Source organism: Protaetiibacter mangrovi, from assembly GCF_024752305.1.
Classification (GTDB): Bacteria; Actinomycetota; Actinomycetes; order Actinomycetales; family Microbacteriaceae; genus Homoserinibacter; species Homoserinibacter mangrovi.
In genome coordinates this window covers 1-24,991 of the sequence record NZ_JANTHX010000004.1, presented here as the reverse complement: position 1 = coordinate 24,991, position 24,991 = coordinate 1, and the positions used below count along the sequence as shown (strand labels likewise).

22 protein-coding genes and 1 pseudogene are annotated in these 24,991 nt (G+C 73.3%); 5 read left to right on the top strand and 18 right to left on the bottom strand.

Going from position 1 to position 24,991, the window contains the following annotated elements:
- Nucleotides 1-28 precede the first annotated feature (28 nt).
- Genes NUH29_RS02280 through hemE form a run of 11 tightly spaced genes read right to left on the bottom strand, consistent with a single transcriptional unit; the run spans nucleotide 29 to nucleotide 9,286 of the window.
- The gene (locus NUH29_RS02280; RefSeq protein WP_258797294.1) at nucleotides 29-1,342 is read right to left on the bottom strand and encodes a glutamate-1-semialdehyde 2,1-aminomutase; all 1,314 of its coding nucleotides are present in this window, start codon (nucleotides 1,340-1,342) and stop codon (nucleotides 29-31) included.
- Nucleotides 1,339-2,322, bottom strand: a complete 984-nt coding sequence (gene hemB / locus NUH29_RS02275) for a porphobilinogen synthase (RefSeq protein WP_258797292.1) — start codon at nucleotides 2,320-2,322, stop codon at nucleotides 1,339-1,341. Before hemB ends, NUH29_RS02280 begins: the two co-directional genes overlap by 4 nt.
- Complete coding sequence (locus NUH29_RS02270) at nucleotides 2,319-3,086, bottom strand: uroporphyrinogen-III synthase (protein WP_258797291.1); 768 nt, start codon at nucleotides 3,084-3,086, stop codon at nucleotides 2,319-2,321. The genes hemB and NUH29_RS02270 overlap by 4 nt, the downstream gene beginning before the upstream one ends.
- The gene (gene hemC / locus NUH29_RS02265; RefSeq protein ID WP_258797290.1) at nucleotides 3,083-3,997 is read right to left on the bottom strand and encodes a hydroxymethylbilane synthase; all 915 of its coding nucleotides are present in this window, start codon (nucleotides 3,995-3,997) and stop codon (nucleotides 3,083-3,085) included. The genes NUH29_RS02270 and hemC overlap by 4 nt, the downstream gene beginning before the upstream one ends.
- Nucleotides 3,994-5,169, bottom strand: coding sequence for a ferrochelatase (locus tag NUH29_RS02260; protein ID WP_258797289.1), 1,176 nt, complete (start codon nucleotides 5,167-5,169; stop codon nucleotides 3,994-3,996). The genes hemC and NUH29_RS02260 overlap by 4 nt, the downstream gene beginning before the upstream one ends.
- A complete protein-coding gene (gene hemQ / locus NUH29_RS02255) occupies nucleotides 5,166-5,861 on the bottom strand; it encodes a hydrogen peroxide-dependent heme synthase (RefSeq protein ID WP_258797288.1) in 696 nt (231 codons plus the stop codon). Before hemQ ends, NUH29_RS02260 begins: the two co-directional genes overlap by 4 nt.
- A gap of 47 nt (nucleotides 5,862-5,908) precedes the next feature.
- Nucleotides 5,909-6,142, bottom strand: a complete 234-nt coding sequence (locus tag NUH29_RS02250) for a DUF3618 domain-containing protein (protein WP_258797287.1) — start codon at nucleotides 6,140-6,142, stop codon at nucleotides 5,909-5,911.
- Complete coding sequence (locus NUH29_RS02245; RefSeq protein ID WP_258797286.1) at nucleotides 6,135-6,560, bottom strand: phage holin family protein; 426 nt, start codon at nucleotides 6,558-6,560, stop codon at nucleotides 6,135-6,137. The genes NUH29_RS02250 and NUH29_RS02245 overlap by 8 nt, the downstream gene beginning before the upstream one ends.
- A 10-nt stretch (nucleotides 6,561-6,570) precedes the next feature.
- Entirely contained in the window at nucleotides 6,571-6,918 is a 348-nt protein-coding gene (locus NUH29_RS02240) for a YtxH domain-containing protein (protein WP_258797285.1), read from the bottom strand.
- Between the two features lie 54 nt (nucleotides 6,919-6,972).
- Nucleotides 6,973-8,244, bottom strand: coding sequence for a protoporphyrinogen/coproporphyrinogen oxidase (locus NUH29_RS02235; protein WP_258797284.1), 1,272 nt, complete (start codon nucleotides 8,242-8,244; stop codon nucleotides 6,973-6,975).
- The gene (gene hemE / locus NUH29_RS02230; RefSeq protein WP_258797283.1) at nucleotides 8,231-9,286 is read right to left on the bottom strand and encodes a uroporphyrinogen decarboxylase; all 1,056 of its coding nucleotides are present in this window, start codon (nucleotides 9,284-9,286) and stop codon (nucleotides 8,231-8,233) included. Before hemE ends, NUH29_RS02235 begins: the two co-directional genes overlap by 14 nt.
- Before the next feature lie 45 nt (nucleotides 9,287-9,331).
- On the opposite strand from hemE, the gene NUH29_RS02225 reads away from it, so the two are divergent.
- Nucleotides 9,332-10,579 (top strand): glutamyl-tRNA reductase, encoded by a 1,248-nt coding sequence (locus tag NUH29_RS02225; protein ID WP_258797282.1) that lies wholly within the window; start codon nucleotides 9,332-9,334, stop codon nucleotides 10,577-10,579.
- Between the two features lie 75 nt (nucleotides 10,580-10,654).
- Here NUH29_RS02225 and NUH29_RS02220 read toward each other — a convergent pair whose 3' ends face one another.
- The 3 genes from NUH29_RS02220 to NUH29_RS02210 all read right to left on the bottom strand — a co-directional run bounded on the left by NUH29_RS02220 (nucleotide 10,655) and on the right by NUH29_RS02210 (nucleotide 16,720).
- The gene (locus NUH29_RS02220) at nucleotides 10,655-13,546 is read right to left on the bottom strand and encodes a hypothetical protein (RefSeq protein ID WP_258797281.1); all 2,892 of its coding nucleotides are present in this window, start codon (nucleotides 13,544-13,546) and stop codon (nucleotides 10,655-10,657) included.
- 277 nt (nucleotides 13,547-13,823) lie between these two features.
- Nucleotides 13,824-14,732 carry a serine hydrolase gene (locus tag NUH29_RS02215; protein ID WP_258797280.1) on the bottom strand — a complete coding sequence of 303 codons (909 nt, stop codon included), beginning with the start codon at nucleotides 14,730-14,732 and terminating at the stop codon, nucleotides 13,824-13,826.
- A complete protein-coding gene (locus NUH29_RS02210) occupies nucleotides 14,726-16,720 on the bottom strand; it encodes a M13 family metallopeptidase (RefSeq protein ID WP_258797279.1) in 1,995 nt (664 codons plus the stop codon). The genes NUH29_RS02215 and NUH29_RS02210 overlap by 7 nt, the downstream gene beginning before the upstream one ends.
- 107 nt (nucleotides 16,721-16,827) lie before the next feature.
- Here NUH29_RS02210 and NUH29_RS02205 point away from each other — a divergent pair, with 107 nt between their 5' ends.
- Nucleotides 16,828-17,811 carry an SDR family oxidoreductase gene (locus NUH29_RS02205; protein ID WP_258797277.1) on the top strand — a complete coding sequence of 328 codons (984 nt, stop codon included), beginning with the start codon at nucleotides 16,828-16,830 and terminating at the stop codon, nucleotides 17,809-17,811.
- Here the strand turns inward: NUH29_RS02205 and NUH29_RS02200 are convergent.
- The 4 genes from NUH29_RS02200 to NUH29_RS02185 are packed head-to-tail and all read right to left on the bottom strand — an operon-like array spanning nucleotide 17,754 to nucleotide 21,879.
- On the bottom strand, nucleotides 17,754-18,260 hold the full coding sequence (locus tag NUH29_RS02200) for a MarR family transcriptional regulator (protein ID WP_373317434.1): 507 nt from the start codon (nucleotides 18,258-18,260) through the stop codon (nucleotides 17,754-17,756). The two genes, NUH29_RS02205 and NUH29_RS02200, sit on opposite strands and share 58 nt — an antisense overlap.
- Complete coding sequence (locus NUH29_RS02195) at nucleotides 18,260-19,864, bottom strand: ABC transporter permease (protein WP_258797274.1); 1,605 nt, start codon at nucleotides 19,862-19,864, stop codon at nucleotides 18,260-18,262. The genes NUH29_RS02200 and NUH29_RS02195 overlap by 1 nt, the downstream gene beginning before the upstream one ends.
- 1 nt (nucleotide 19,865) lies before the next feature.
- Nucleotides 19,866-20,777 (bottom strand): ABC transporter ATP-binding protein, encoded by a 912-nt coding sequence (locus NUH29_RS02190; RefSeq protein ID WP_258797272.1) that lies wholly within the window; start codon nucleotides 20,775-20,777, stop codon nucleotides 19,866-19,868.
- A gap of 40 nt (nucleotides 20,778-20,817) precedes the next feature.
- A complete protein-coding gene (locus NUH29_RS02185; protein WP_258797271.1) occupies nucleotides 20,818-21,879 on the bottom strand; it encodes a LacI family DNA-binding transcriptional regulator in 1,062 nt (353 codons plus the stop codon).
- Between the two features lie 93 nt (nucleotides 21,880-21,972).
- Here NUH29_RS02185 and NUH29_RS02180 point away from each other — a divergent pair, with 93 nt between their 5' ends.
- The 3 genes and pseudogenes from NUH29_RS02180 to NUH29_RS02170 form a co-directional block, all read left to right on the top strand.
- Nucleotides 21,973-23,172, top strand: coding sequence for an MFS transporter (locus tag NUH29_RS02180; RefSeq protein WP_258797270.1), 1,200 nt, complete (start codon nucleotides 21,973-21,975; stop codon nucleotides 23,170-23,172).
- Nucleotides 23,173-23,255: 83 nt separating this feature from the next.
- Nucleotides 23,256-24,599 (top strand): MATE family efflux transporter, encoded by a 1,344-nt coding sequence (locus tag NUH29_RS02175; RefSeq protein ID WP_258797269.1) that lies wholly within the window; start codon nucleotides 23,256-23,258, stop codon nucleotides 24,597-24,599.
- Nucleotides 24,596-24,991, top strand: a pseudogene (locus tag NUH29_RS02170) (23S rRNA (adenine(2503)-C(2))-methyltransferase RlmN); the annotation flags it as partial. The gene NUH29_RS02175 and the pseudogene NUH29_RS02170, both read left to right, overlap by 4 nt.

Below are 24,991 nucleotides of genomic sequence, written 5' to 3'. Positions count from 1 at the left end.
CGGTCGCCGGAGCGGGTAGCGCTCGGGATCAGGGGGTGGCCGCGGCGGCGGCGCGGGCCGCGGTCGGCAGCGCGGCGCGGATGCGATCGAGCGCCGCGTCGTCGTGCGCGGCCGTCAGGAACCAGGCCTCGAAGACGCTCGGCGGAGCCGAGACCCCGGCGTCGAGCAGGGCGTGGAAGAACGGCGGATAGCGCCACGCCTCCTGTGCCTTCGCATCCGCGTATTCGCGTACCGCGCCCTCGCGGAAGGCGATCGAGAACAGGCTGCTGGCGCGCGGGATCACGTGGGCGACCCCCTCCGCCGTGAGCGCCTCGGACACCCACCCCCCGACGAGCGCGGATGCCGCGTCGATCCGCGCGTAGGCGTCGGCATCCGCGAGGCGCAGGGTGGCGAGTCCGGCCGCGACGGCCAGCGGGTTCCCGGACAGGGTGCCCGCCTGATAGACGGGGCCCAGGGGGGCGAGGTGGTCCATCAGGACGGCCGAGCCGCCGAGCGCCGCGAGCGGCATCCCGCCTCCGACGACCTTGCCGAAGGTGAACAGGTCGGGGGCCCAGCCCTCGTCCGCGCCCTCGAGGCCCCACCATCCGGCCGGCCCCACGCGGAAGCCGGTGAGCACCTCGTCGAGGATCAGCAGCGCGCCCTCGGCCCGCGCGAGCTCGCGGAGCGACCGGTTGAAGCCCGGCTCCGGCGCGAGCACGCCCGCGTTCGCCCCCGCCGCCTCGGTGATGACGGCGGCGATGCGACCGGGATGTGCCGCGAAGGCCGCCCGCACGGCGTCGAGGTCGTTGTAGGGGAGCACGAGGGTCTGCGCGGCGATCGGCGCGGGGACGCCGGCCGAGCCGGGCAGGCCCTGGGTCGCCACGCCCGAGCCGGCCTCGGCGAGCAGGCCGTCGGAGTGCCCGTGGTAGTGACCGGCGAACTTGACGACGAGGTCGCGCCCGGTCGCGCCGCGCGCCAGCCGGATCGCGGTCATGGTGGCCTCGGTGCCGGTCGACACGAGCCGCAGCTTCTCGATGCCGCTCGCGTCGCCGAGGCGTGCGCTCACGAGCTCGGCCAGCTCGGTCTCGGCCGGGGTGGAGGCGCCGAACGAGAGACCGTGCGCCGCCGCCGCCTGCACCGCGGCGACGACCTCCGGATGCGCGTGGCCGAGGAGCGCCGGACCCCAGGAGGCGACGAGGTCGACGTACTCCCGCCCGCCGACGTCGGTCACGTAGGGGCCGCGGGCCGAGACGAGGAACCGCGGGGTCCCGCCGACCGAGCCGTAGGCGCGCACCGGCGAGTTCACACCACCCGGCAGGGCGGCACGCGCCCGAGCGAACGCCGCGTCGTTGGCGTCGCTCATCCGCGTGCCCAGCGTTCGGCGGCCTCGACCGCGGAGTAGCTGAGCACCGCATCCGCACCGGCGCGGACGATCGACACCAGCGCCTCGTCGACGGCGCGGTCGCGGTCGATCCAGCCGTTCTGCGCGGCCGCCTCGATCATGGCGTACTCGCCCGAGACCTGGTACGCCCAGACCGGCACCGGCGACGAGGCCGCGGTGTCGGCGAGCACGTCGAGGTAGCTCATCGCGGGCTTCACCATGACGATGTCGGCGCCCTCGGTCACGTCGAGCGCCACCTCGTGCGCCCCCTCGCGCCGGTTCGCCGGGTCGAGCTGGTACGTGCGCCGGTCGCCGACGAGCGAGGACTGCACGGCATCGCGGAAGGGGCCGTAGAAGGCGGATGCGTACTTCGCCGCGTAGGCGAGGATCGGCACCTCGGTCGCCCCCGCGGCGTCGAGCGCGGCGCGCACCGCCGCGACCTGGCCGTCCATCATGCCCGACAGTCCCACGAGCTGGGATCCCGCGTGCGCCTGCGCGATCGCCATCTCGCGGTAGCGCACGAGCGTCGCGTCGTTGTCGACGCGACCGTGCTCGTCGAGCACCCCGCAGTGCCCGTGGTCGGTGAACTCGTCGAGGCACAGGTCGGTCTGCACGACGAGCGCGTCGCCGACCTCCTCGACCGCGATACGGGTGGCGACGTTCAGGATGCCGTCGGGGTCGGTCGCACCGGATCCCTGGGCGTCCTTGGCGACGGGCACCCCGAACAGCATGACCCCGCCGACCCCGGCTCGAACGGCGCGGTCGAGTTCGGCCCGGAACGAGTCGAGCGAGTGCTGGACGACGCCCGGCATCGACGCGATCGGCCGCGGCTCGGCCGCGCCCTCGGCCACGAACATCGGCAGCACCAGCTGGGCGGGGGCCACCCGCGTCTCCTGCGCGAGCCGGCGCCAGGCCGGGCTCTGCCGCAGGCGTCGCGGCCGCACGACGGGGGTGCCGTTCATCCCGCCTCCGCGTATTCGACGAGGGCCTCGATGAGCGAGTCCGCGCTGCGCTCCTCGGCGATGACGTGCACGGCGAGCCCGGCTGCGCGCGTGTCGAACGCGGTGCGCGGCCCGATGCAGGCGACGACCGTGTCGTCCGGAAGAGGCGCGAGCTGCTCGGCGACCTGCCGGGCGACGGATCCGGACGTCACGAGGATCGCGGAGATCCGCCCGGTCGCCACATCGTGCGCGACCTCGGCCGCGACGGGAACCCCCACCGTGCGGTAGGCGGTGACGAACTCGACGGCGAAGCCGAGCTTCTGCAGCCCGGCGACGAGGGTGGGCTCGGCGAGGTCCGACTGGGGGATGAGCACCCGGCCGCGGATGCCCGACCGGGGCCACTCCTTCACGAGCCCGCGCGCCGAGTTGTCGGAGGTGGGCACGAAGTCGACGGGGTAGCCGGCCAGCTGCAGCGCGGCGGCGGTCGTCTCGCCCACCGCGGCGATGCGCGTCGTCTCGGGCACCTTCACCCGCTGGGCGTTCAGCACGTCGACGGTCGTCGCGCTCGTGACGACCAGCCAGGCGAACTGGCCGTCCTGCAGCTCGTGCAGGGCGTTCGCGAGCGACGCCGGGTCGTCGGTGGAGGCGAAGTTGATGAGCGGCGCGATCACCGGGATGCCCCCGTAGCTGCGCACGGTCGCGGCGACCGAGTCACCCCATTTGCCGCCCCGCGGCACGAGGACGCGCCAGCCGCCGAGCGGCTTCCTGCCGGCGTCGGAGCTCACGGGCGCGCACCCCCCAGCGGTGCGAGGTCGGCGGCACCCGCCGCGAGCAGCTCGTCCGCGACGCGCTCGGCGAGCTCGCCGCCGGGGTCGCGCGAATCCTCCGGGTACAGCGCATGCGAGGCCGTGAGGTGCTCGGAGCCGTCGGGCGCGTACACCCGGGCGGACAGGAACAGCAGGCCGTCCTCGAAGATCGCCGAGACGCCCAGCGGCGCCGCGCATCCCGCCTCGAGTCGCGCGAGCACGCCGCGCTCCGCCTCGGCGGTCATCCGGCTCGGCCTGTGCTCGAGCTTGGAGACGGAGCGCTCGTCGCCCACGCGCGTCTCGACGGCGAGAGCACCCTGCGCGGGTGCCGTCGGCCAGGAGGTGAGGCTCAGCCACTCGGTCACGACCTCGTTGCGTCCGAGCCGGTCGAGCCCGGCGGCCGCCAGCACGACCGCGTCGAGACGGCGCTCCGGGTCGGCGGCGTCGAGCCGGCCGAGGCGGGTGTCGACGTTGCCGCGGATGTCGACCACCTCGAGATCGGGGCGGCGACGCAGCAGCTGGGCCCGGCGGCGCGGCGACCCCGTGCCGACACGAGCGCCCGCGGGCAGGCCGTCCAGATCTCGACCGGCGGATGCGCACAGCGCGTCGCGCGCATCCGCGCGCTTGGGCACCGCGGCGATCGCGAGCCCGGGCAGCGGTGCCGTCGGGAGGTCCTTGTAGCTGTGCACGACGGCGTCGACCTCGCCCGCGAGGAGCGCCTCGCGCAGCGCGGCCGCGAACACGCCCGCCCCGCCGAGATCGGCGAGCGGTGCGTCCGAACGGTCGCCCTCGCTCTCGATCACGACCAGTTCGGCGCCGAGCTTCGCGGCGACCGTGCCGGCCTGGGCGAGCGCCAGCGCGCTGCCCCGGGTCCCGATGCGCAGCGTCATGGTGCGATCCCCGCGATCGCGGGCTTGAACCCGGCGCGCACGTTCTCGCAGCATCCGGGGCGGCACACGTCGTACCAGGGTCCGAGCTCGGTGAGCGCGGGGCGCTCGGCCGTCGGGGTGCCGTCCACCCGCTCGAGCACCAGGTCGACGAGCCCCGCGACGTAGGCCGGATGCGTTCCCGGGGTCGGGGTGCGGATCGCCACCATGCCGTTCTCCTCGGCGGTCTCGGTGGCCTCGGTGTCGAGGTCCCAGAGCACCTCCATGTGGTCGGAGACGAACCCGAGCGGCACGATGACGACGGCCTTCACGCCCTGTTCCGGGAGCCCTGCGATGACGTCGTTCACATCCGGTTCGAGCCAGGGCTGGCTCGGTGGGCCCGAACGGCTCTGGTAGACGAGCTCCCAGGCCACGTGCGAGGCGACCTCGCGCATGACGACCTCCCCCACGGCGAGGTGCTGTGCGGCGTAGGCGCCGCCCGCGCCGTAGTCGACGGCCCGGTTGCCGGAGCGCAGGGCGTCGTCGGTCGGGATGGAGTGGGTCGCGAACAGCACGCGGATCTCGTCGTCGGCGAAGCCGCGCTCCACGAGTTCGGCGAGCGCATCGCGCACGCCCTCCACGAACGGGGTCACGAAGCCCGGGTGGTCGAAGAACTGGCGCACCTTGTCGATCCGGAGCTCGTCGCCGAGGCCCGTCTCGTCGAGCGCCAGCGCGAAGTCCTCGCGGTACTGCCGGCAGCTGGAGAAGCTCGAATAGGCGCTCGTGGCGAGCCCGATGAGGGTGCGGAAGCCGCGGTCGTGGGCCTCGCGCACGGCCTCGGCGAGGTAGGGCGACCAGTTGCGGTTGCCCCAGACGACCGGCAGCTCGATGCCGCGGGCGGCGAGTTCGGCCTCGAGGGCCGCCTTCAGCTCCCGGTTCTGCTGATTGATCGGGCTCACCCCGCCGAAGTGTCGGTAGTGGTGCGCGACCTCCTCGAGCCGCTCGTCCGGGATGCCGCGCCCGCGCGTCACGTTGCGCAGGAACGGGATGACGTCGTCCTGCCCCTCGGGGCCCCCGAACCCCGCGAGGATGATCGCGTCGTAGGCGACGGGCTGCTCGACGTGCTCGGGGCCGGCAGCGGCGGCCGGGGTGGCGGCGGGCACGAGCGCGGCCGCCTGGCCGTTGGTGATCGTCATGCCAGCACCTCCGCGACCTCGTCGACGGTGATCCGGCGGCCCGTGAAGAAGGGCACCTCCTCGCGGATGTGCATCCGCGCCTCGGTCTTGCGCAGGTGCCGCATGAGGTCGACGAGCTCGGTCACCTCGTCGGCCTCGAGCGCGAGGATCCACTCGTAGTCTCCGAGCGCGAAGGCCGCGACCGTGTTGGCCTGCACGCTCGGGTACTCCGAGCCCTTGCGCCCGTGGTCGGCGAGCATCGCGCGCCGCTCCTCCTCGGGCAGCAGGTACCAGTCGTAGCTGCGCACGAAGGGGTAGACGGTGACCCAGCCCTTCGGGGGAAGGCCCCGCAGGAAGCTCGGCGCGTGGGCGCGGCTGAACTCGGCCTCGCGGTGGACGCCCAGCACGTTCCAGGTCGGCAGCAGCGACGCGAGCGCGGGCACGCGCCGCAGCGTCCGCAGCGCGCCCTGCAGGCCCTCCGCGGTGTCCCCGGTGAGCCAGACCATCAGGTCGGCGTCGGCGCGCAGCCCCGACACGTCGTAGAGCCCGCGCACCACGACGCCTGCCGCCTCGACGGAGGCGACGGCATCCGCGAGGCCCGCGGTGTCGACGGGGCCGCGGGTCGCCGGATCGCGACGCCACACCGCCCACAGGGCGAAGCCGGACGGGTTGTCGGTGCTGCTGTCGGACGGGACGGGGGTCGCAGACGTCACCCGCCTATCCTCCCCCCAACCGTCGGGAGCCGCGAATCGAGCGAGATTCAGTCGTCGCTGAAGATCGCCCAGGCGACCAGGCCGACGGCGATGACGCCGACGGCCGCCGCCCCGATGATCCAGGGCACGGGGTTCTTCTCGTACGCGGTCTTCGCCTTGTCGACCAGCTCGCCCGTGCGCTTGGGCACGTTGAACTTGTCCTCGATCTGGTCGAGCGTGTCGCCCAGCTGGCGGCGGGCCGTCTGAGCAGCGGCCTTCGCCTGCGCGGTGGCGTCATTCATCGGTTCCTCGTCTCCCCTCGCCCTTGATCGCGAGGACGTCCTTCTGGATGGATTCGATGGCCTCGGTGGGCACGGGCGGGATCCCGCGCATCATGATGCGGTAGCCGACGAGGCCGAGGATCACCGCGATGATCAGCAGCACACCCGCGACGACGAGCGCCGCGGCCCAGTCGGGCATGACGTAGCTGAGGCCGATGATCGCGAGCGTCAGCAGCACGCCGATGAAGAACAGCAGCGTGACGACGGCGCCGAGCAGCAGGCCCGCGCCGACTCCGAGCGCCTTGAGCTTCTCGATGAGCTCGGTCTTGACGAGCTCGATCTCGCGCTGCACGAGCTCCTGCACCTGCTCGGGCAGGCTCGTGAGCAGCTCGACGAGCGACCGCTTGCGTGGAGGCGGTGCGGCGGTGGGGTCGGTCATCTCTGGCCCCTCAGGAAGCGGATCCGGTCGCCGGCTTCTTCGTGGCGGTCGACGACTTCTTCGCGGTCGACGACTTCGCGGCGGTGGATCGTGCGGCGGGCTTCTTCGCCGGCGCTGCGGTGCTGCGACCCGACACCTGCGCGGCCACCTTCTTCGCGCCGTCCGCGACGAACTCGACGACCTCGGGCGCCTTGTCCTTCACGAACTCCTGCACGTCGTCGACGCGCTTCTGCACGACCGGCGCGTTCCAGAGGTTGGTGGCGGCCGCCTTGATCTGCTCGTAGCGCTCCCGACCTGCGCGCGTTCCCAGCACGTAGCCCACGCCGAGCCCGGCGAGGAAGAGGATCTTGCCTTTCATGGACTGCTCCGTTCTCCGCGACCCGCGACGCGGTCTGGTGGGGCTGCGTCCAGACTAGCCCGCGTCGCGCGCGCCGTCCGAGGGGATTGCGCTCGCAACCGATCGGGCGTAGGCGACGACCGCGGCCAGTCCGGTGCCCGACTCAGCCTCCCCCACGCGCTGCATTCCGTCAATGGCATGTTCTGCGTCGGAACGGCGCCCCCGGCGCTCCCACTCGACGATCGCGGTGTCGACGGGTGCCGGGATCGCCCTGCCCAGCAGCACCTCGGCATCCCGCCGGGCGAGCTCGGGGGTCGCGTCGACCTCGCCGTCGTACGACAGCCGCAGCAGCTGGAGCGGGGTGGACTCCGCGAGCCACCGCCACTTCGCGGTCAGATGGGTGAGCGCCCGCGCGGTGACGCCGGGCGCGTCGGGGGCGACCAGCACGCCCGTGCCCCGGGGCGCGTCGGCCAGCTCGGGGGCGTCGACCGCGAGCGTCACGACGCGCACGCGGGTGCGGGGCGCGTCGACACCCAACGGCGCCGCCAGCACCACCCGGCCGTCGATGCGGGCGCCGTCCGCGAGCGCGACCCCGCCCGCATCCGCACCGGTCACCTCGACCCCGGTGCGCACCTCGACCCCGAACCGCTCGAGGTCGGCGGCGAGCGCCGTCGCCATCCGGTGCATGCCGCCGCGCAGCGAGGCGACGAGGGATCCCGCAGCGGCCGCCTGCCGTCGGGCGCGCACGGCGATCGCGAGCCCGCCCTGCGCGAGCATGTCCTCCCGCAGCCCCGGGGCCGCGCGGTCGACCGGCAGCTCGTCGGGCGAGACCGAGTGGACGCCGCGCACCACGGGGGCCACCAGTCCCTCGAGCACGGCCCGGCCCATCCGGCGGCGCACGAGCTCTCCGACCGTCTCGGCCTTCGCCCCCACGGTTCCGGGAAGCAGGGTGTCGAGCTGGGCGCGCATCGCCCCGCGCCAGCCGATCGCGTCGATCACGTCCTGGGCGAGCGGCACACCCGGGATGCCGAGCACCGCCGTCGCCGGGAGGGCGACCGCGGTGCCGTCGGACCGCTGCAGCCAGGCGGGCGCGTCGACGGGCCGCACGATGTCGTCCTCGAGCCGCAACCGCCGCAGCAGGTTCGGGATGTCGTCGCCGCGGAGCGCGTACGCCTCCGCACCCGCATCCAACTCGATTCCCGCCACGGAATGCGCTGCGAGCTGCCCGCCGAGCCGGGCGCTGCGTTCGAGCAGCAGCACGCGGTGGCCGGCGAGCACGAGCTCCCGCGCGGCGACGAGCCCCGCGACCCCGCCGCCGACCACGACGACGCGCTCAGAGTCGCGCATGCACGAGCTCCACGATGCGCGTCAGCACCTCGGGATCGGTCTCCGGCGGCACCCCGTGTCCGAGGTTCGCGATGTGGGCCGGCGCCGCGAGTCCACGGTCGAGCACGTCCTCGACGTGCGCCTGCAGCACCGACCACGGGGCCGAGAGCAGCGCGGGATCGATGTTGCCCTGCAGCGGCACGCCGCCGCCCAGCCGCGCGCTCGCCTCGTCGAGCGGAAGACGCCAGTCGATGCCCACGGCGTCGGCGCCGAGACCCGGCAGCAGGTCGAGCACCTCGCCGCTGCCCACGCCGAAGTGCAGCTTCGGCACGTCGAGCCCGCGCAGGGCGTCGAAGGCCCGGCGCGAGTGGGGTGCCACCCGGCGCTGGTAGTCGCGCCGCGACAGCGAGCCGATCCACGAGTCGAACAGCTGCGCCGCGCTCGCACCGGCCTCCACCTGCGTGCGCAGGAACGCCCCCGTGACGTCGGCGCACCAGTTGAGCAACGCGGCCCATGCATGCGGATCGGCGTACATGAGCGAACGCGCCCGCAGCTGGTCCTTCGACGGTCCCCCCTCGACGAGGTAGGAGGCCAGGGTGAAGGGCGCCCCCCCGAATGCGATGAGCGGGGTGCTGCCGAGCTCGGCGACCGTCAGCCGCACCGCCTCGGCGATCGGGGCCAGCGCATCCGGATCGATCGGCCGCAGCTTCAGCACGTCGGACGCGGTGCGGATGGGGGCGTCGAGCACCGGTCCGCGGCCGGGCACGATGCGGACGTCGACGCCGGCGAGCAGCACGGGCACGACGATGTCGCTGAACAGGATGGCGGCGTCGACCCCGTGCCGCCGGATCGGTTGCAGGGTGATCTCGGCCGCGAGCTCCGGGGTGAGGCACGCGTCGAGCATGTCGACGCCGGCGCGGGAGGCGCGGTACTCGGGGAGCGAGCGACCCGCCTGCCGCATGAACCAGACGGGCGTCACGGCGGGCCGTTCGCCGCGGACCGCGCGGACGAAGGGGGAGGCCGCGGTGCGGCCGTCGGTCAGCGGATGGGTCGGGGGGAGCACCCCTCCATCCTCCCATCGGGGCGGGCACAGGATCGCGTCGGTACGATGGAGCCCGTGCTGTTCTGCCTGACGGCGAACCACGGCAACGCCGAGTTCGACCTCCTCGACCGGATCTCCCGCATCCCGGTCGCCGAGGCGTCGGCGCGGATCGCCTCCCTCGAATTCGTGCGCGGGGTCGTGGTGCTGTCGACGTGCAACCGCTTCGAGGCGTACCTGGATCTCGACGACCCGCTCGCCGCGCCCGACGCGATCGCCGCGGAGGCGGTGGTCGCCGCACTCGCGGAGGACTCCCCCGCGGACGCCGAACTGCTGCGCGCGAGCGCCGACACCCACCTCGGCGAGAGCGCCGTCCGGCACCTGTTCGCCGTGACCGCGGGCCTCGAGTCGATGGTGGTCGGCGAGGAGGAGATCTCGGGCCAGGTGCAGCGCGCCGCCCAGGACGCCCGCGTCGCCGGAACCGTGAGCGGTCAGCTCGACCGCCTCTTCCAGCAGGCGGCCCGCACCTCGCGGACCGTCCGCGGCGCGGCCGATCAGAGCCGCGCCGACCGCGGTGTCGCGCGGCTGGCCCTCGATCTGGCCTCCGCCCGGGTGCCCGACTGGTCGCGCGTCCGGGTGCTGCTCGTCGGCACCGGCCGCTACGCGGCGACCACCATCACGGCTCTGCGGGCGCGGGGCGCCGGCGACCTGCGGGTGTACTCGGCGACCGGGCGCGCCGCGATGTTCGCGGCGAAGTACGGCGTGCGTGCCGAGGCCGCCCTGACCGATGCCCTCGCCGACGCGGATGTCGTCATCACCTGCACCAACCGCTACACGGTGACGGCGGACGACGTGCCGAGCGGCGCCCGGCTGCTCGTGGTCGACCTGGGGCTCCCCCGCAACGTCGAGGCGGCGGTCGGCCTCCTGCCGGGAGTCGAGCTGATCGATCTCGAGCTGCTGGCGCTCCACGCTCCCGTTCCGGAGCTGTCGGGCCCGGCCCACGCCCTCGTGGGCGATGCGGCCGCGGGCTTCGCCGCGGACGCCGCCGCCGCTCCGGCGATCGTCGCGCTCCGCGCGCACGTCGACCGCCTCCTCGAGGCCGAGATCGCACGCGCACGCGCACGCGGCGACGACGGCCGGGTCGAGGCGGCACTGCGGCACTTCGCCGGGGTGCTCGTCCACGGACCATCGGAGCGCGCCCGCGCCCTGGCAGCCGAGGGCCGCCTCGAGGAGTTCACCGCCGGCCAGCGGGCGGTGCTGGGCATCGAACTCGACGCGACCGCCGACGCGGACGACGAGGGCACGGCGATCGCCTGAACCCCCGACGTCCGCACCCCGGAGGAGCGGGTGACCGGGTCCCGTCCGCCCCTGCAGCGGACGGGACCCGGATCCTCATGCGGGTCGGCGGAGGCGGAGCCGGCGGGTGATCGCGACCGCGGCGCCCGCCGCGATCAGCACCCCGGCCAGCGCGAGCAGCGAGCCGGAGTCGACTCCGCTGAGAGCGAGGGTGGTGAGCTCACCGCACACGTTGCCCCCGGTCACGACGACCCGCCAGGCCGTCGGACCGTCCAGGCCGTCGCTCGCGTTCTTCGTCGTGACCGTCACCTGGTAGGTGCCGGCGCTCAGGTAGACCGTCGAGCTCGTCGCCGGCACACCGTCCACGAAGTAGTTCACGTCCTCGAAGAACGACACCCCGTCGACCTGGCCGAGCGTCAGGATGCCGCGCCCGTCGCTCGTGCACTGGGTCGAGAGCACCGCGGAGGTCGGGAACAGGCCGAGCGTCGGCGGGTCGTTCGGCGGGGGCGGCGAGGTGAGGCAGTTCGGCGATGCCGGCGGGTAGCTCAACGCCACGACCATCGACGGGTTGACCTCGAGGGTCGCCTCCGTGATGCTGCGGGTCCAGGCGTAGTTGCCGGTCGTGGGCTGCCACGCACCGCCGACGAGTTCCCAGCCCGGCCAGCCGTTCGCCTCCCCCGTGCCGGGGTCGACGCTCGCACCGGGCCACAGCACGCGGCCGGTGAGGATGCCGTCGTCGGGGATGGTGCCGAGGTCGATCGTCACGCTGTCGAGCCCGGACACCATGACCAGCTTCGCCTCACGGCTCGTGGTCTGGTCGTACGGGTCGGTCAGCTGGACGGTGTAATCGATCCACGGGGAGTCGGCCTCGCAGGTGCCGGTGACCGTCGAGCCTCCGAGGGTCAGGCACTCCTCGGGTGCGCTGAAGACGAGGTCCCACTCGGTCTGCGCCCCGTCGGCGAAGCGGACGGGTCCGCCGGCCTGGTCGGGGACCGCCTCGACGTGGACGGTGCCGGGCTCGTGGACCGTGTAGGTGTCGGCCGCCGTCTCGACGCCGTCGACCCACCAGCTCACGCCGTCGATCAGGGGAAGGCTGTAGCTCCCCCCGACCTCCGCGTCGCAGACCAGATCGCTCCAGTCGAGGTCGGGCGTCACGACGCGCGGACCGGGGGCGCACGCGGGGTCACCCGGCGGGTAGCTCACGGTGGTGGTGAGCTGCGGGTTCACCGAGATCGTCGCGGTCAGCCCGGATGCCCGGGACCAGGCGAAGTTTCCGCTCGTCGGAACCCAGGTGGTCCCGTCGAACTCCCAGCCCGGCCATCCGGTCGGGCTGCCGCCGCTGTCGACGGACGCCCCCGGCCACAGTCGGTCGCCCGTGAGGGTCTCACCATCGTGGATGGTGCCGAGCGACGGGTCGTACACGTAGGTGTTCGTGCCATCCGAGAGGCTGAGCGTGGCCACGTCGCCCGTCGACTGGTGGTCGGGGTCGAGCAGGGTGACCGAGTAGTGCAGCATCGGCACGTCGTTCACGCACTGCGCGGTGAGCTCGCCCACGAGTCGCGGGGCCGCGCAGCTGGGCGCGGGGAAGTCGAGCACCCAGCGCAGCGACCATTCGTGCGTCTTGGTGTCCTGCGTGCCGCCCTGCAGCACCCACGACTCGTCGGCGATCGCCGTGATCGTCGCCGTGCCGCCCGCGGCGACCGGGTAGGTGCCCGGCGCGAGCTCGGCTCCGTCGCGGTACCACCGCACGTGCTCGACGGCCGGCAGGGTGAACTGCCCGTCGCCCGTGCAGGTGGGGGGCGTGCTCGACGGCTCGGCCGTCACCTCGTTGCAGCCCGTCTGGGTCGTCATGTAGCTCGGCTTCGGTCCACTGAATCCCATCTCGTGCAGGAAGTGCTCGTCGAAGGGGTTGTCGGGGCCGTAGAGGTACGGGGTGGGGTCGAGGGTGGCCGCGTCGCCGTGGAACGACGCGTAGATGTCACCCTGCCCGCAGGTCACCGGGGCCGAGTAGGGGTAGGTGCCCGGCGTCGAGATCTGGCCGAGCTTCTGCACCTGATCCAGCTTCTGGATCCAGGTGGAGGTGCCGAGGTACTTCCAGCTCGTCGCGGTCACCCAGAACGGCGAGCAGAGCACGCCGGTCGAGCGGGCCGGGGCGGCGACGGTGATGACGCCGCTGTTGGTCGCCGGGTCGTAGGTGTAGCTGACCGCCGACTTCGGGATGCAGCTGGGAGGCGGAGCGCAGGACGGGTCATCGGCCGACAGCCTGCCGGCGAGCGTGCCGCTGAACGTCTTCGTGGTTCCGCCGTCGTCGAACCGGTAGCCCGACTCGGCCGTCGCGACGACCGAGTACGCGCCCGGGCCGACGGAGCGGGAGAGGGCGCCCCAGCTCGCGTGGGTGACGGCGCCGAGGGCGATGCTCGCGGGAGCCGAGCAGGTCGCGGGGGTGATGGTGACCGCGGCAGACGCCCCGGCGCACAGCGGCACGGTCACGAGCGAGCTCAGCTCGCTGTGCTTGGCGTCGTAGAGGGGCGGCCAGCCGATGTTGTCGACCGGCGGCGTGATCGTGCTCGGGAAGGAGAAGGACCCGGTGAACGACACCTTGTCCTGCTGGACGGCCCATCCGGGTCCGCAGACGTCCGACGGCAGCAGCGCTGCGTCGAGGCTGCTGAACCAGGGGTTCGCGTCTTTGCTCGTGTTGTCGACGTCCTGGAGCACGAGGCGCTGGGGGCCGGAGTTGCCCCACGACGCCGGCTTCGTCGGGTCGACCTTCTTGTACACGTAGAGGGCGACGCCGTACGTGGTGGTCGCGGGGGGCGTCCAGCCGCCGCCACCACCGCCGCCGCCACCGCCACCTGACCAGCCACCACCTCCTCCACCACCACCGCCGCCGGCCGAGGCGGCGGGCGACGCGAACGCGGGAGAGGCGGCCAGCGAGAGGCCGAGGGCGAGCAGGAGCGCGACGAAGGTCGCCAATGACTTCTTGAGCACGGTGGGGTGTCCTTGCAGGGGGGACCCGTGCGCGGGCGCACGGGCAAGGACCCACGAGGAGGGTGCTCCGGGCAAGCCGGTGTGGGATGCACCCGAGACGTGGGATCGGGATGTGGGGGTTATCGGGATACAGCAGGTGGAGCATTCACCGCGCGGGTGGGATTCCGTGGGGGACGGACCGATGCGGTGCAACGCTCAACATAGGGCCCCCCGGATGGGGGGCGCAAGTGGCGGATGCGACCCTGTGGAAAACGGGGGTAGGACGACCCGCCGCGACTCAGTGCACGTACTCGAGGAGGTCGAAGCCGACCGAGCGCAGCGCGTCGAGCACCCGCAGCCGCGAGGCGATCGAGCGGTCGCTGAACTGCACCGAGACCGCGTAGGAGATCCCGCGGCGGGGCCCCCGCAGGATGCCCACCTCGGATCGCACCCCCGCATCCGTGCCCGTCTTGTTCACGAGCTGCAGTCCGTGGTCGACGCCGCGGTGCGAGAGAGGGTCGACGCCGAAGGCGCTCGCGACCATCGACAGATCGGTGTTGAGCGACAACCAGCCCAGCACGCGCGACGAGGTCAGGGAGTCGACCACCTGACCGCGGGCGAGAGCCGCGAACAGCCACGCCAGCTCGGACGTCGACCCGACCGACAGCTGCGGGGCGTCGTCGGGTCCGCGGGTGTCGCGCACGAGGTCGAGCAGCGCGGTGCGCAGCAGTCCGAGGTCCTCGGTGCGTGCGCGGACGGCGTCGAGTCCGACCTCGCGCAGCAGCACGTTGGTGGCGAGGTTGTCGCTCGTCGCCCCCACGAGGGTGGCGACGTCGGCGAGCGGGAGCGACCGCGCCTGCAGGTGACGCCACAGCCCGGAGTCGCCGACGGCGTCACGGGAGGTCTTGTCGAGCACCTCGAGCTCGGGCGCCGCCTGCGCGGAGAGCCGGGCCGACACCTCGATGAGCAGCAGGATCTTGCCGACGGACGCGGTGGGCAGCACGATCCGGTCGTCGATCGAGAGCACCCGCGCGTCGGAGTCGAGGTCGATGACCGACGCCGAGACCTGGGCTCCGCCGTAGGCGAGCTCGCCGAGTGCCTGGAACGCTCCCGCGAAGCTCGGCTCCCCCCGCTCCGCACGGTGACGCGGCGCACGTGCCTCCTGCACGCGCGCGCGCCGTCCGGGGAGCGCGGGGGCGTCTACCAAATGGTGACCCTGTCGTCGGGTTCGAGCCAGAGCGCGTCTGCGGGTGTGAGAGCGAAGGCCGATGCGAACACGTCCAGGTTACGGACGATCTGGTTGCAGCGGAACTCGTTCGGAGAATGCGGATCGATCGAGATGAGGCGCTTGGCCTCCTCGTCGCGCACCTTGATCTGCCAGGCCTGCGCCCAGCTGAGGAAGAAGCGCTCGGCTCCCGTGAGACCGTCGACGACCGGCGGCTCCTCGCCTGCGAGCGACAGCAGGTACGCCCTCCACGCGATCCCGAGGCCGCCGAGGTCGCCGATGTTCTCGCCGATGGTGAGCGCGCCGTTGACGTGCACCCCGTCGAGCTGCGCCGGCACGAGCGCGTCGTACTGCGCGATGAGCTTCGAGGTGCGCTCCTCGAACGCCGCCCTGTCCTCGGCCGTCCACCAGTCGGTGAGCCGCCCGTCGCCGTCGAACCGCGACCCCTGGTCGTCGAAGCCGTGCCCGATCTCGTGGCCGATGACCGCACCGATCGCGCCGTAGTTGGCCGCCGCGTCGCGCGCCTCGTCGAAGAACGGGTACTGCAGGATCGCCGCCGGGAAGACGATCTCGTTGAAACCGGGGTTGTAGTACGCGTTGATGGTCTGCGGCGTCATGAACCACTCGTCGCGGTCGATCGGCTTGCCGATCTTGCCGAGCTCGCGCGCGAACTCGAACGCCGCGGTGGCGCGCACGTTGCCGACGAGGTCGGAGGCGTCGACGGCGAGCGCCGAGTAGTCGCGCCAGCGCACCGGGTAGCCGATCTTCGGCGTGAACTTGTCGAGCTTGTCGAGCGCGCGGGCACGGGTCTCGTCGGTCATCCACTCCAGCGTCGTGATCGAGGCGCGGTAGGCCTCGATCAGGTGCGACACGAGCTCGTCCATGGCCTCCTTGGCGGCGGGGCTGAAGTGCCGCTCCACGTAGACCTTGCCGACCGCCTCGCCCATCGCGCCCTCGACGAACGAGACGCCGCGCTTCCACCTGGCCCGCAGCTCGGGCGCCCCCGTGAGGGTCGTGCCGTAGAAGTCGAAGTTCGTCCGCACCACCTCGGCGTGCAGGTACGGGGCGACCGAGCGCACGAGCTGGATGCGCAGCCAGTCCCGCCAGGACGCGAGGCGCTCCTCGGTGAGCAGCTCCGCCACGCCGGTCACGAAGCTCGGCTCGCGCACGACGACGGTGTCGAGGGCCCCGGCGGGGACGTCGAGCCCGTCGAGCCACGCCTCGAGCGGTGCGGATGCGCCGAGGGCGGCCGCCTCGGCCCAGCTCATCGGGTTGTAGGTCGCCTGGCTGTCGCGGGTGCGCACGTTGTCCCAGTGCTGAGCCGCGATCGCCGTCTCGAGCTCGAGGATGCGGGCCGCGCGCTTGGCCGCCTTGTCCAGCCCCGCGAGCGTCAGCATCCGCTCGAGGTAGGCGAGGTAGGCGGTGCGGATCTCGGAGAACTGCTCCTCGCGGTAGTACGACTCGTCGGGGAGCCCCAGACCGGCCTGCTCGAGGAACACGAGGTAGCGCTCCGGGTCGCCCGGGTCGTTGTCGACGAAGGCGGCGAAGAAGCCGCCCACCCCCTGCCGCTCGAAGGCGCCGAGTGCGGACAGGAACGCCCGGATGTCGCCGATCGTCGCGATGGACGCGAGCTCGGCGCGGATCGGCTCCCAGCCGAGCGCCTCGATGCGCTCCTCGTCCATGAAGCTCGCGTAGAGGTCGCCGATCCTGCGCTCCTCGGTGCCCGGGTCGGCCGCCTGGGCCTCGACGATGATCTCCCGCACCGCGATCTCGGCGGCCTCCGCGAGCAGGTAGAAGGAGCCGTAGCGCGCCTTATCGGCGGGGATCTCGGTGCGCGCGATCCAGCGTCCGTTCACGTGCCGGAACAGGTCGTCCTGCGGGCGGATGGTCTCGTCGAGCTCGTCGAGCGCGATGCCGGATGCGGTTCCGGGGTTCGCGGAGACGGGGGCGGCGGGAGCGTCGTCGGTCATGGCTGTCAGCCTAAGCACAAACGCTGCAGCGATTGCCGGGAGGCGCCAGGAGTTCCTGTGGCTCCCGGCCCAGCGCGGCTGCGTTCGCCGAATCTAGACTCGGCGGCATGGCAGCGCAGAGGGTGCTCATCATCGGCGGCAACGGGATCATCAGCTCCTCGGTGTCGCGGCTCGCGGTCGAACGGGGCTGGGAGGTGACCCTGCTGAACCGCGGTCGGTCGAGCACCCGCCCGCCCGTGGAGGGGGCCGAGGTGATCATCGGCGACGCGGACGACGCGGCGACCATCGCCTCCGCGGTCGGATCGCGCTCGTTCGACGTCGTGGCCAACTTCCGGGCGTTCGTGCCGGAACAGGTCGCCGCGGATGTCGAGCTGTTCTCCGGACGCACGGGCCAGTACCTCTTCATCTCCTCGGCGTCGGCCTACCAGAAACCGATCGCGCAGTTGCCGATCGTCGAGTCGACGCCGCTCGCGAACCCGTTCTGGCAGTACTCGCGCGACAAGATCGCCTGCGAGGAGGTTCTCGTCGCCGCCTACCGCGAGCGCGGCTTCCCGGCGACGATCGTGCGGCCCTCGCACACCTACGACGCCACCCTCATCCCCCTCGAGGGCGGCTGGACGACCCTGCAGCGCATGCTCGACGGCAAGCCCGTGGTCGTGCACGGCGACGGCACGAGCTGGTGGACGCTCACCCACGCGCGCGACTTCGCGCGTGCGTTCGTGGGCCTGTTCGGGAATCCGCACGCCCTCGGCGGCCCCGTGCACATCACCGGCGACGAGTCGCTCACCTGGGACGAGATCACCCGCCTGCTCGGCCGCGCGCTGGGGGTGGAGCCGCGGATCGTGCACGTCGCCTCGGAGGCGATCGCCCGCGAGGTGCCCGCGATGGGCCCGGGCCTCGTCGGCGACAAGGCGCACTCGGTGCTCTTCGACAACACCCGCATCAAGCAGTTCGTGCCCGGATGGGTGGCGACGACCCCGTTCGCGGAGGGGGCACGCGAGATCGCCGAGTGGTACCTCGCCGATCCCGCGCGTCAGTCGGTCGACTCCGAGCTCGACGCGGCATTCGACCGCCTGGTCGCGCGCGCCTGACCGCGCCGCTCCTCCCGCCACTCGTCGAGCAGCAGCGGCATGCGGCGCTCGATGTAGGCGAAGAAGTCGGCCATCTCGTCCACCCGATTGCGCACCACCCCGTCGGGCAGCCGCTCGGCCTCCGCCCGCACCGTGCGCACGATGCCCGCGTAGATCCCCGCCCGGGTGAGTGAGGAGGCGTACCACGGATGGTCGTCGTCGCTGAGGGCGTAGAGGTGACGCCGGGTGCCCGGCACCGTGAGCCGCCGCACCATCCCGACGAGCTCGAGGTACTTGACCGCCCCCGAGATCGCCGCCGGGCTCGCCTCGACCGCGGCGGCCAGCTCCGCCGCGGTGAGGCGCGCATCCGGGGTGCCGGTGAGCGCCATGAGCACGCGCGCCGGGATGCGGGGGAAGCCCTGCGCCACGAGCTCCGCCGACATCCGGTCGACGAAGCCCTCGGGCGGCATCACGTGCTGAGGTCCCGTCGCCGGAAGGCGGCCGCCGCGAGCACCGCGGCCACCACGACGATCGCCGCCAGCACGAACGTCGGCAGCCAGTCGTCGGTCGGCAGCTCGGGTACCTGCGTGATGGGGCTCGCCTGCTGCAGCCAGTCGGGCAGATCCATGAGCTGGCCGAAGTACCCGATGACGACGCCGACGCCGAACAGCCCCCACGCGATCCCGACCGAGACGCGCGGCAGGGCGGCGACCGCGAGCGCGGCGACCGCCACGAAGGTGAGAGCGGCGGGCGCCTGCACGAGGCACTGCCCGAGCGCCAGCCAGACGAAGTCGTCGTTTCCGGCGACCGCGAACCCGGCGGCGGCCGCGGCTCCGGAGGCGAGCAGCACGACCGCGACGGTGAGCACGGCCACGCCGAGGAACGCGCCCGTCCACGCGAACCGCGAGACCGCGCCGGCGAGCACCGCCTCCGTTCGGCCGGCGACCTCCTCCTCGCGGGCGCGCAGCACCGCCTGCACGCCGGATGCCGCGGCGAGCGAGCCGACCATGGCCGTGAGGGCGGGGATGAGCGCCTTCGCCACGTCGGTCTGATCGGTGCGGCCGAGGCTCTGCAGGATCGCCTGGAGCGAGGGGTTCGCCGAGAAGTCGAGTTGCGACACCGCCGTGACGAGCGAGCCGAGCGCGATCCCCAGGGCGGCCGAGCCGATCGTCCAGCCGAGCATGCTCGGCCACTGCAGCCGCCAGGCGAGGCCGAACGCGCCGCGCAGCGTCGCGGGCGCCGCCGGCCGTCCGGATCGCTCGGCCAGCAGGCTCGCGCCGAGCTCGCGCCGCGAGTGGACCACCAGGGCGACGGCGACGAGCACCGCGGCGAGCGCCGCGAGCACCGCGACGGGCCACCAGCGGTCGGCCGTGAACGGCAGGGCGAGCTGGCCCCAGCCGATCGGCGTGAGGTAGCTCGGCCATGCCGGGTCGAGTGTCAGGGCGGCCACGTCGGGGGTGCCGAGCGCATCCCCCGCGGCGCGGAAGGCGTAGGCGACGAGCACGACGACCACGCCGATGCCGCTCGCGGCGCGGGTGGTCGCCGCGAGCTCGCCCGCGAGCGAGCCGACCCCGAAGAAGACCAGACCGATGAGGGCGAGGCACACGGCGCTCAGCACCGATCCCTCGAGGGGCAGGCCGCCCGCCTGGTAGCCGAGCACCGCGAGCACCGCGTAGGCGAGGTTCGCGAGCACCGCGAGCAGCAGCGCCGAGACCGCGGGCGTCATCCGCGAGACCGGCGCGGCGAGCACGAGCTCCCGGCGGCCCTTCTCCTCGTCGGCCCGCCCGTGGCGGGTCGCGAGGAAGACGTTCATGAGCCCGAGCGTCAGCGCGAGCCAGGCGAACGACTGGAAGTGCACGGCAGAGCCGAGCTCGTCGCCGTTCGGGATGCCGCGGAGCGCGAGCAGGGCGGGGGTCGCGAGCGCCACGGCCAGGATCTGGGCGCGTCCGGTGGCGTCGCCGAACTCGTTCGCGGCGGCCGCGACAGTGACGGCCGACAGGGCGGCGGTGCCGAGGACCCAGATGGGCAGGATGATGCGGTCGCGCCGCATCTGCTGGAGCAGGACGAGCAGCATCTCAGGCGGCGTCCTCGTCGGTCACGGCGATGCGGTCGCCGTAGTGCCGCAGGAACAGCTCCTCGAGGCTCGGCGGCGTCGCGGTGAGCGCGGTCACGCCCGCGCGGGTGAGGGCGGCGAGCACGGTCTCGAGCTCGGCCCCGTCGACGTCGAACACGAGATGCCCCGCCTCCTCCCGCGCGTCGTGCACGCCGGCGAGAGCCGCCACCTCGGCCAGTCCGGCGGCGGTCGCCACCCGGAAGCTCGTACGGGTGAGGTGGCGCAGCTCGTCGAGGGTGCCCGTCTCGACCGCGCGCCCCGCGCGCACGATCGTGACGCGATCGCACAACTGCTCGACCTCGCTCAGGATGTGGCTCGACAGCAGCACGGTGGCGCCGTCGGCGACCACCCGCTCGACCTCGGCGCGGAAGACGGACTCCATCACGGGGTCGAGTCCGCTCGTCGGCTCGTCGAAGATGTAGAGCTCCGCGGGTCGCGCGAAGGCGGCGACCAGCGCGACCTTCTGCCGGTTGCCTTTGGAGTATCCGCGGCCCTTCTTGCGCGGGTCCAGCTGGAAGTCCTCGATGAGGCGGGCCCGGAGGGCGGCATCCGCTCCCCCGCGCAGCCGGGTGAGGTAGTCGATCGTCTCGCCGCCCGAGAGGTTCGGCCACAGGGTCACGTCGCCCGGCACGTAGGCGACGTCGCGGTGGATGGCGACGGCGTCGCGCCAGGGGTCGCGCCCGAGCACGCTCGTGCTGCCGGCGTCGGCGCGCAGCATCCCGAGGAGCACGCGGATGGTGGTGGACTTGCCGGCGCCGTTCGGGCCGAGGAAGCCGTGCACCTCCCCCGCGGAGACGGTGAGGTCGAGGCCGTCGAGTGCGGCGGTCCGACCGAAGTGCTTGCGGAGGCCCTGGGCCTCGATCACGGTGGTCACGTCCGGCGACGCTACTCCACCTTCACACTTTTGTGAATACTCAGAATGTCGGTGGTGGGGCGGCCGTGGTGCCCGCGCGGAGTTCGGAGGCGAAGGAGACGGGGACCGGCGTGCGACCGGCGAGCGCCTCCCGGACCGCCCGGCCGGCCGCGCGGCCCTTCTCGACCGCGGGCTGCACGAGGGTGGTGAGCGCGTACGGGGTGATGCCGTCGAGCCGCACGCCGTCGAAGCCGAGCACGCTGAGCTCCGCGGGCACCGCGATCCCGAGCTCCTCGGCGGCGCGGATGACGCCCGCGGCGAGCAGGTCGCTCTGGGCGACGATCGCGGTCGGTCGGTCGGCGGGCGGCACGTCCAGCAGCGCGCGCCCGGCGAGGTATCCCTCGGCGACGGTGCTCCCGCCCGCCGAGACGCCCCCGGCATCCGGGAACACCGCGCGGGCGCCGCGGATGCGCTCCATCGCCGTGAAGGCGGTCGCCTCCTGCTCGCGCGCGGGGGTCAGCGGCGCCCGGGTGCGGCCGAGGTCGAGCGGCAGGGTGACGAGTGCCACCCGCCGGTGACCCAGCTCGCGCAGCAGCTCCGCCCCGCGCCGGGTCGCGTCGGCGTTGTCCAGGTCGATCGCGACGACGCCCGCGAGCGGGGGCGCCTCGATCGCGACCAACGGGAGGCGCCGCCGCTGCAGCACCTCGACGGAGTGGGCGAGGTCGGCCGAGCAGCCGAGCAGGATCGCCGCATCCATCGGCACGGCCGAGAGGTCGACCCCCGAGTCGGGCGCCCACGGCAGCACGAGGAGGCCGAACCCCTCGTCGGCGAGCTCCTCGCCCAGGCCGTCCAGCAGGGCGAGGTTGATCGGATCGCGGAAGGCGTCGCCGAGACGGTCCTCGGTGACCACCCCGATGACCCCGGTGCGGCCCCGGCGCAGCGAGCGCGCCGTGGGGTCGGGGCCCGCGTAGCCGAGGGCCGCCGCCGCCTCGAGCACCCGCGTCCGGGTCGCCTCGGCGACCGGGCCGGCCCCGCTGAACACGAGCGAGGCGGTCGAGGCCGAGACCCCCGCGCGCGCGGCGACGCCGGCGAGCGTCGGACGGGGGTTTGCGGGGTCGGACATCGGGCGCTAGCCTACTCGAAACGATTCGATCGAATCGATTCGATCCGGGATGCCGGGTCACGCCCCGCCCGCTCGAGCACCACGGACCGCACCATGACGACGCCCACCCGCCCCGCCCACGCCACCGCCTGGCGCAACGCCGTGTTCGCGGTGTTCGCCCTCAACGGCCTGGGCGCCGCGACCTGGGCCATCCGCATCCCCGCCATCCGCGACCACCTCGAGCTGTCGACGTCGTTCGTCGGCTACCTGATCCTCGGCGTCTCGGTGGGCTCGATCGTCGGCCTGCTGCTCGCGAGCCACGTCATCCAGTGGCTCGGCGGACGCCGCAGCATCGCGATCATGCTCGTCGTCTGCGCGGGCGCCCTCGTCGTGATCGGCGTCGGCACCTCGGTGCTCGGCTCGTTCGCCGTCGTCGTGCTCGGCATGGCCGTGTACGGATTCGGCAGCGCCATCTGCGACGTCGCCATGAACGTCGAGGGCGCGGCGGTCGAGAAGGCGATCGGCCGCACGATCATGCCGCTGTTCCACGCGAGCTGGAGCGCCGGCACGGTCGTCGGCACCTCGATCGGCACCGCCCTCGTGTTCGCCCACGTCGACATCGCCGCCCACACGATCGGCATGGCGGCGCTGCTGCTGCTCGGCGCCGTCATCGCGCCGCGGGCGATCCCGCGGGTCGCCACGCACGCCGAGACCGGCGAAGAGGTCGCGCACGTGTCGTTCCGCGACCGGATGGCGATCTGGCTCGAGCCGCGCACGCTCGCCATCGGTCTCATCGCGCTCGGCATGGCCTTCACCGAGGGCTCGGCCAACGACTGGCTCACCCTCGGCATGGTCGACGACCGGGGTCTCGAGAACGGGCAGGCCGCCGCGCTCTTCACCCTGTTCACGGCCTCGATGATGGTCGGCCGCATCGCCGGCGGTCCGCTCATCGACCGCTTCGGACGCGTCCGGATGCTGTGGATCACCGGAGGTGCGGCCGCGGTCGGTCTCGCGCTCGTCATCTTCGTGCCGGTGATCCCCGTGGCCGTCGCGGGCATCGTGCTGTGGGGGATCGGCGCCTCGCTCGGCTTCCCGGTCGCGATGTCGGCGGCCGCCGACGACCCCGCCCGCGCCGCCGCGCGCGTCTCCGCGGTGGCGACGGTCGGCTACTGCGCCTTCCTCGTCGGGCCGCCGCTCATCGGCGTGGTCGGCGAGCACGTCGGCATCCTCAACGCCCTCATCATCGTCTTCGTGCTCATCGTGCTCGCGACGCTCGCGGCCCCCGCCGCCCGTCCGCCGAGGGTTCGCGCGTAGACATGTCCATACCCGCCCGGACACCGGCGCGCGGGTGTCCGGCGGTCGCGCACGGTGTCCGGGAGCACGGATAGCGTGGCCGGGTGACGCAGGTCGACCGGCGCATCCTCGGGCTCGCGATCCCCGCACTCGGGGCGCTCGTCGCCGAGCCCCTGTTCCTCGCCACCGACACCGCCCTCGTCGGTCACCTCGGAGTCGACCAGCTCGCGGCGCTCGGGCTCGCGAGCACGGTGCTCGGCACCGCCCTCGGCCTGCTGGTCTTCCTCGCCTATGCGACCACCCCCGCCGTCGCCCGGCTGCTCGGCGTCGGCGACCGCCGGGGCGCCGTCCGCGCCGGGATCGACGGCATCTGGCTGGCGCTCCTGCTCGGCGCGGGGCTCGCCGTCGCCGGACCGTTCGCGGCGCATCCGCTCGCCGCGGCGTTCGGGGCGGATGCGGGCGTCACCGACCTGGCCGCCCACTACCTGGCGATCTCGAGCGCCGGAGCCCCGGCCATGCTCGTGCTCATGGCCGCGACCGGCCTCTTCCGCGGTCTGCAGGACACCCGCACCCCGCTCGTGATCGCGGTCGCCGGATTCGGGGCGAACGCCGCGCTCAACGCGGTCCTCATCTACGGGGCCGGATGGGGCATCACCGGATCCGCCGTCGGCACGGTCATCGCGCAGTGGGGCATGGCGGTCGCCTGCCTTGCGATCGCCGCCCGCCACGCCCGCCGTGAGGGCGCATCCGTGACCCCGCGACTGCCGGGCGTCGCCTCCGCCGCACGCGCCGGCGGATGGATGCTGCTGCGCACCGTGACCCTGCGCGTCGCGCTCGTCGCCACCACCGTCGCCGCGACCGGCCTCGGCACGGTGACCCTCGCCTCCACGCAGGTGCTGTTCCAGCTCACGTTCCTGTTCGCGCTCGCGCTCGACGCCTTCGCGATCGCCGCGCAGGCGATGGTCGGTTTCGACCTCGGTGCGGGCTCGCACGCGGCCGAGCGCGCGACCGTGCGCCGACTGCTCGCGTGGGGTCTCGGCACGGGCGTCGTCTTCGGCGCGGTGCTCGCGGTCGGCGCCCCGTGGCTCGGCCATGTCTTCTCGTCGGATGCCGGCGTCGTCGACGCGCTCCCCGGCGGCGTGTGGATCGTCGCGGCGACGATGCCGCTCGCCGCCGTCGTGTTCGTGCTCGACGGGGTGCTCATCGGCGCCGCCGACGGGCGCTACCTGGCGCTCGCGGGCGTGGTGAACCTGGCCGTGTACGCACCGCTGCTGTGGTGGGCGGCCCAGACCCCGGCATCCGCAGGCGCGTCCGCCGCCGTGCTCGCGATCCAGCTCGCGTACTGCCTCGGCTTCTACGGCATCCGCGCCCTCACGCTCGGCGTGCGCGCCGCGGGCACCCGATGGATGGGCCCGCTCGGAGCTTCACCTGCGACAATCGAGGCGTGAGCGAGATCAAGCAGGTTCGTCCCCGCGCCGAGGGGTGGACCCAGCAGCTGGGGGCCGACGGCCGTCCCGCGCTGCAGTTCGCCTCGCCGCGGCGCACCCAGCCGCCGACCCACCTCGCCGACCTCACCCCCGAGGAGCGCGCCGCCAAGGTCGTCGAACTCGGCCAGCCGGTGTTCCGCGCGAAGCAGCTCGCCACCCACTACTTCACCCACTACACGACCGACCCGGCGCTCATGACCGACCTGCCGGCCGAGGGCCGCGACGAGCTCGTGGCCGCGATGCTGCCCCCGCTGCTCACCGAGGTGCGGCGCCTGCGTACCGACGGCGGCGAGACCATCAAGTTCCTGTGGAAGCTGTTCGACGGCGCGCTCGTCGAGTCCGTGCTGATGCGC

Bases quoted from the DNA above. Each gene is read 5' to 3' on its own strand.
- NUH29_RS02280 (WP_258797294.1), bottom strand. From the start codon at position 1,342: ATGAGCGACGCCAACGACGCGGCGTTCGCTCGGGCGCGTGCCGCCCTG.
- hemB (WP_258797292.1), bottom strand. From the start codon at position 2,322: ATGAACGGCACCCCCGTCGTGCGGCCGCGACGCCTGCGGCAGAGCCCG.
- hemC (WP_258797290.1), bottom strand. From the start codon at position 3,997: ATGACGCTGCGCATCGGGACCCGGGGCAGCGCGCTGGCGCTCGCCCAG.
- NUH29_RS02260 (WP_258797289.1), bottom strand. From the start codon at position 5,169: ATGACGATCACCAACGGCCAGGCGGCCGCGCTCGTGCCCGCCGCCACC.
- NUH29_RS02250 (WP_258797287.1), bottom strand. From the start codon at position 6,142: ATGAATGACGCCACCGCGCAGGCGAAGGCCGCTGCTCAGACGGCCCGC.
- NUH29_RS02245 (WP_258797286.1), bottom strand. From the start codon at position 6,560: ATGACCGACCCCACCGCCGCACCGCCTCCACGCAAGCGGTCGCTCGTC.
- NUH29_RS02240 (WP_258797285.1), bottom strand. From the start codon at position 6,918: ATGAAAGGCAAGATCCTCTTCCTCGCCGGGCTCGGCGTGGGCTACGTG.
- NUH29_RS02235 (WP_258797284.1), bottom strand. From the start codon at position 8,244: ATGCGCGACTCTGAGCGCGTCGTCGTGGTCGGCGGCGGGGTCGCGGGG.
- NUH29_RS02225 (WP_258797282.1), top strand. From the start codon at position 9,332: ATGGAGCCCGTGCTGTTCTGCCTGACGGCGAACCACGGCAACGCCGAG.
- NUH29_RS02210 (WP_258797279.1), bottom strand. From the start codon at position 16,720: ATGACCGACGACGCTCCCGCCGCCCCCGTCTCCGCGAACCCCGGAACC.
- NUH29_RS02205 (WP_258797277.1), top strand. From the start codon at position 16,828: ATGGCAGCGCAGAGGGTGCTCATCATCGGCGGCAACGGGATCATCAGC.
- NUH29_RS02200 (WP_373317434.1), bottom strand. From the start codon at position 18,260: ATGCCGCCCGAGGGCTTCGTCGACCGGATGTCGGCGGAGCTCGTGGCG.
- NUH29_RS02195 (WP_258797274.1), bottom strand. From the start codon at position 19,864: ATGCTGCTCGTCCTGCTCCAGCAGATGCGGCGCGACCGCATCATCCTG.
- NUH29_RS02185 (WP_258797271.1), bottom strand. From the start codon at position 21,879: ATGTCCGACCCCGCAAACCCCCGTCCGACGCTCGCCGGCGTCGCCGCG.
- NUH29_RS02180 (WP_258797270.1), top strand. From the start codon at position 21,973: ATGACGACGCCCACCCGCCCCGCCCACGCCACCGCCTGGCGCAACGCC.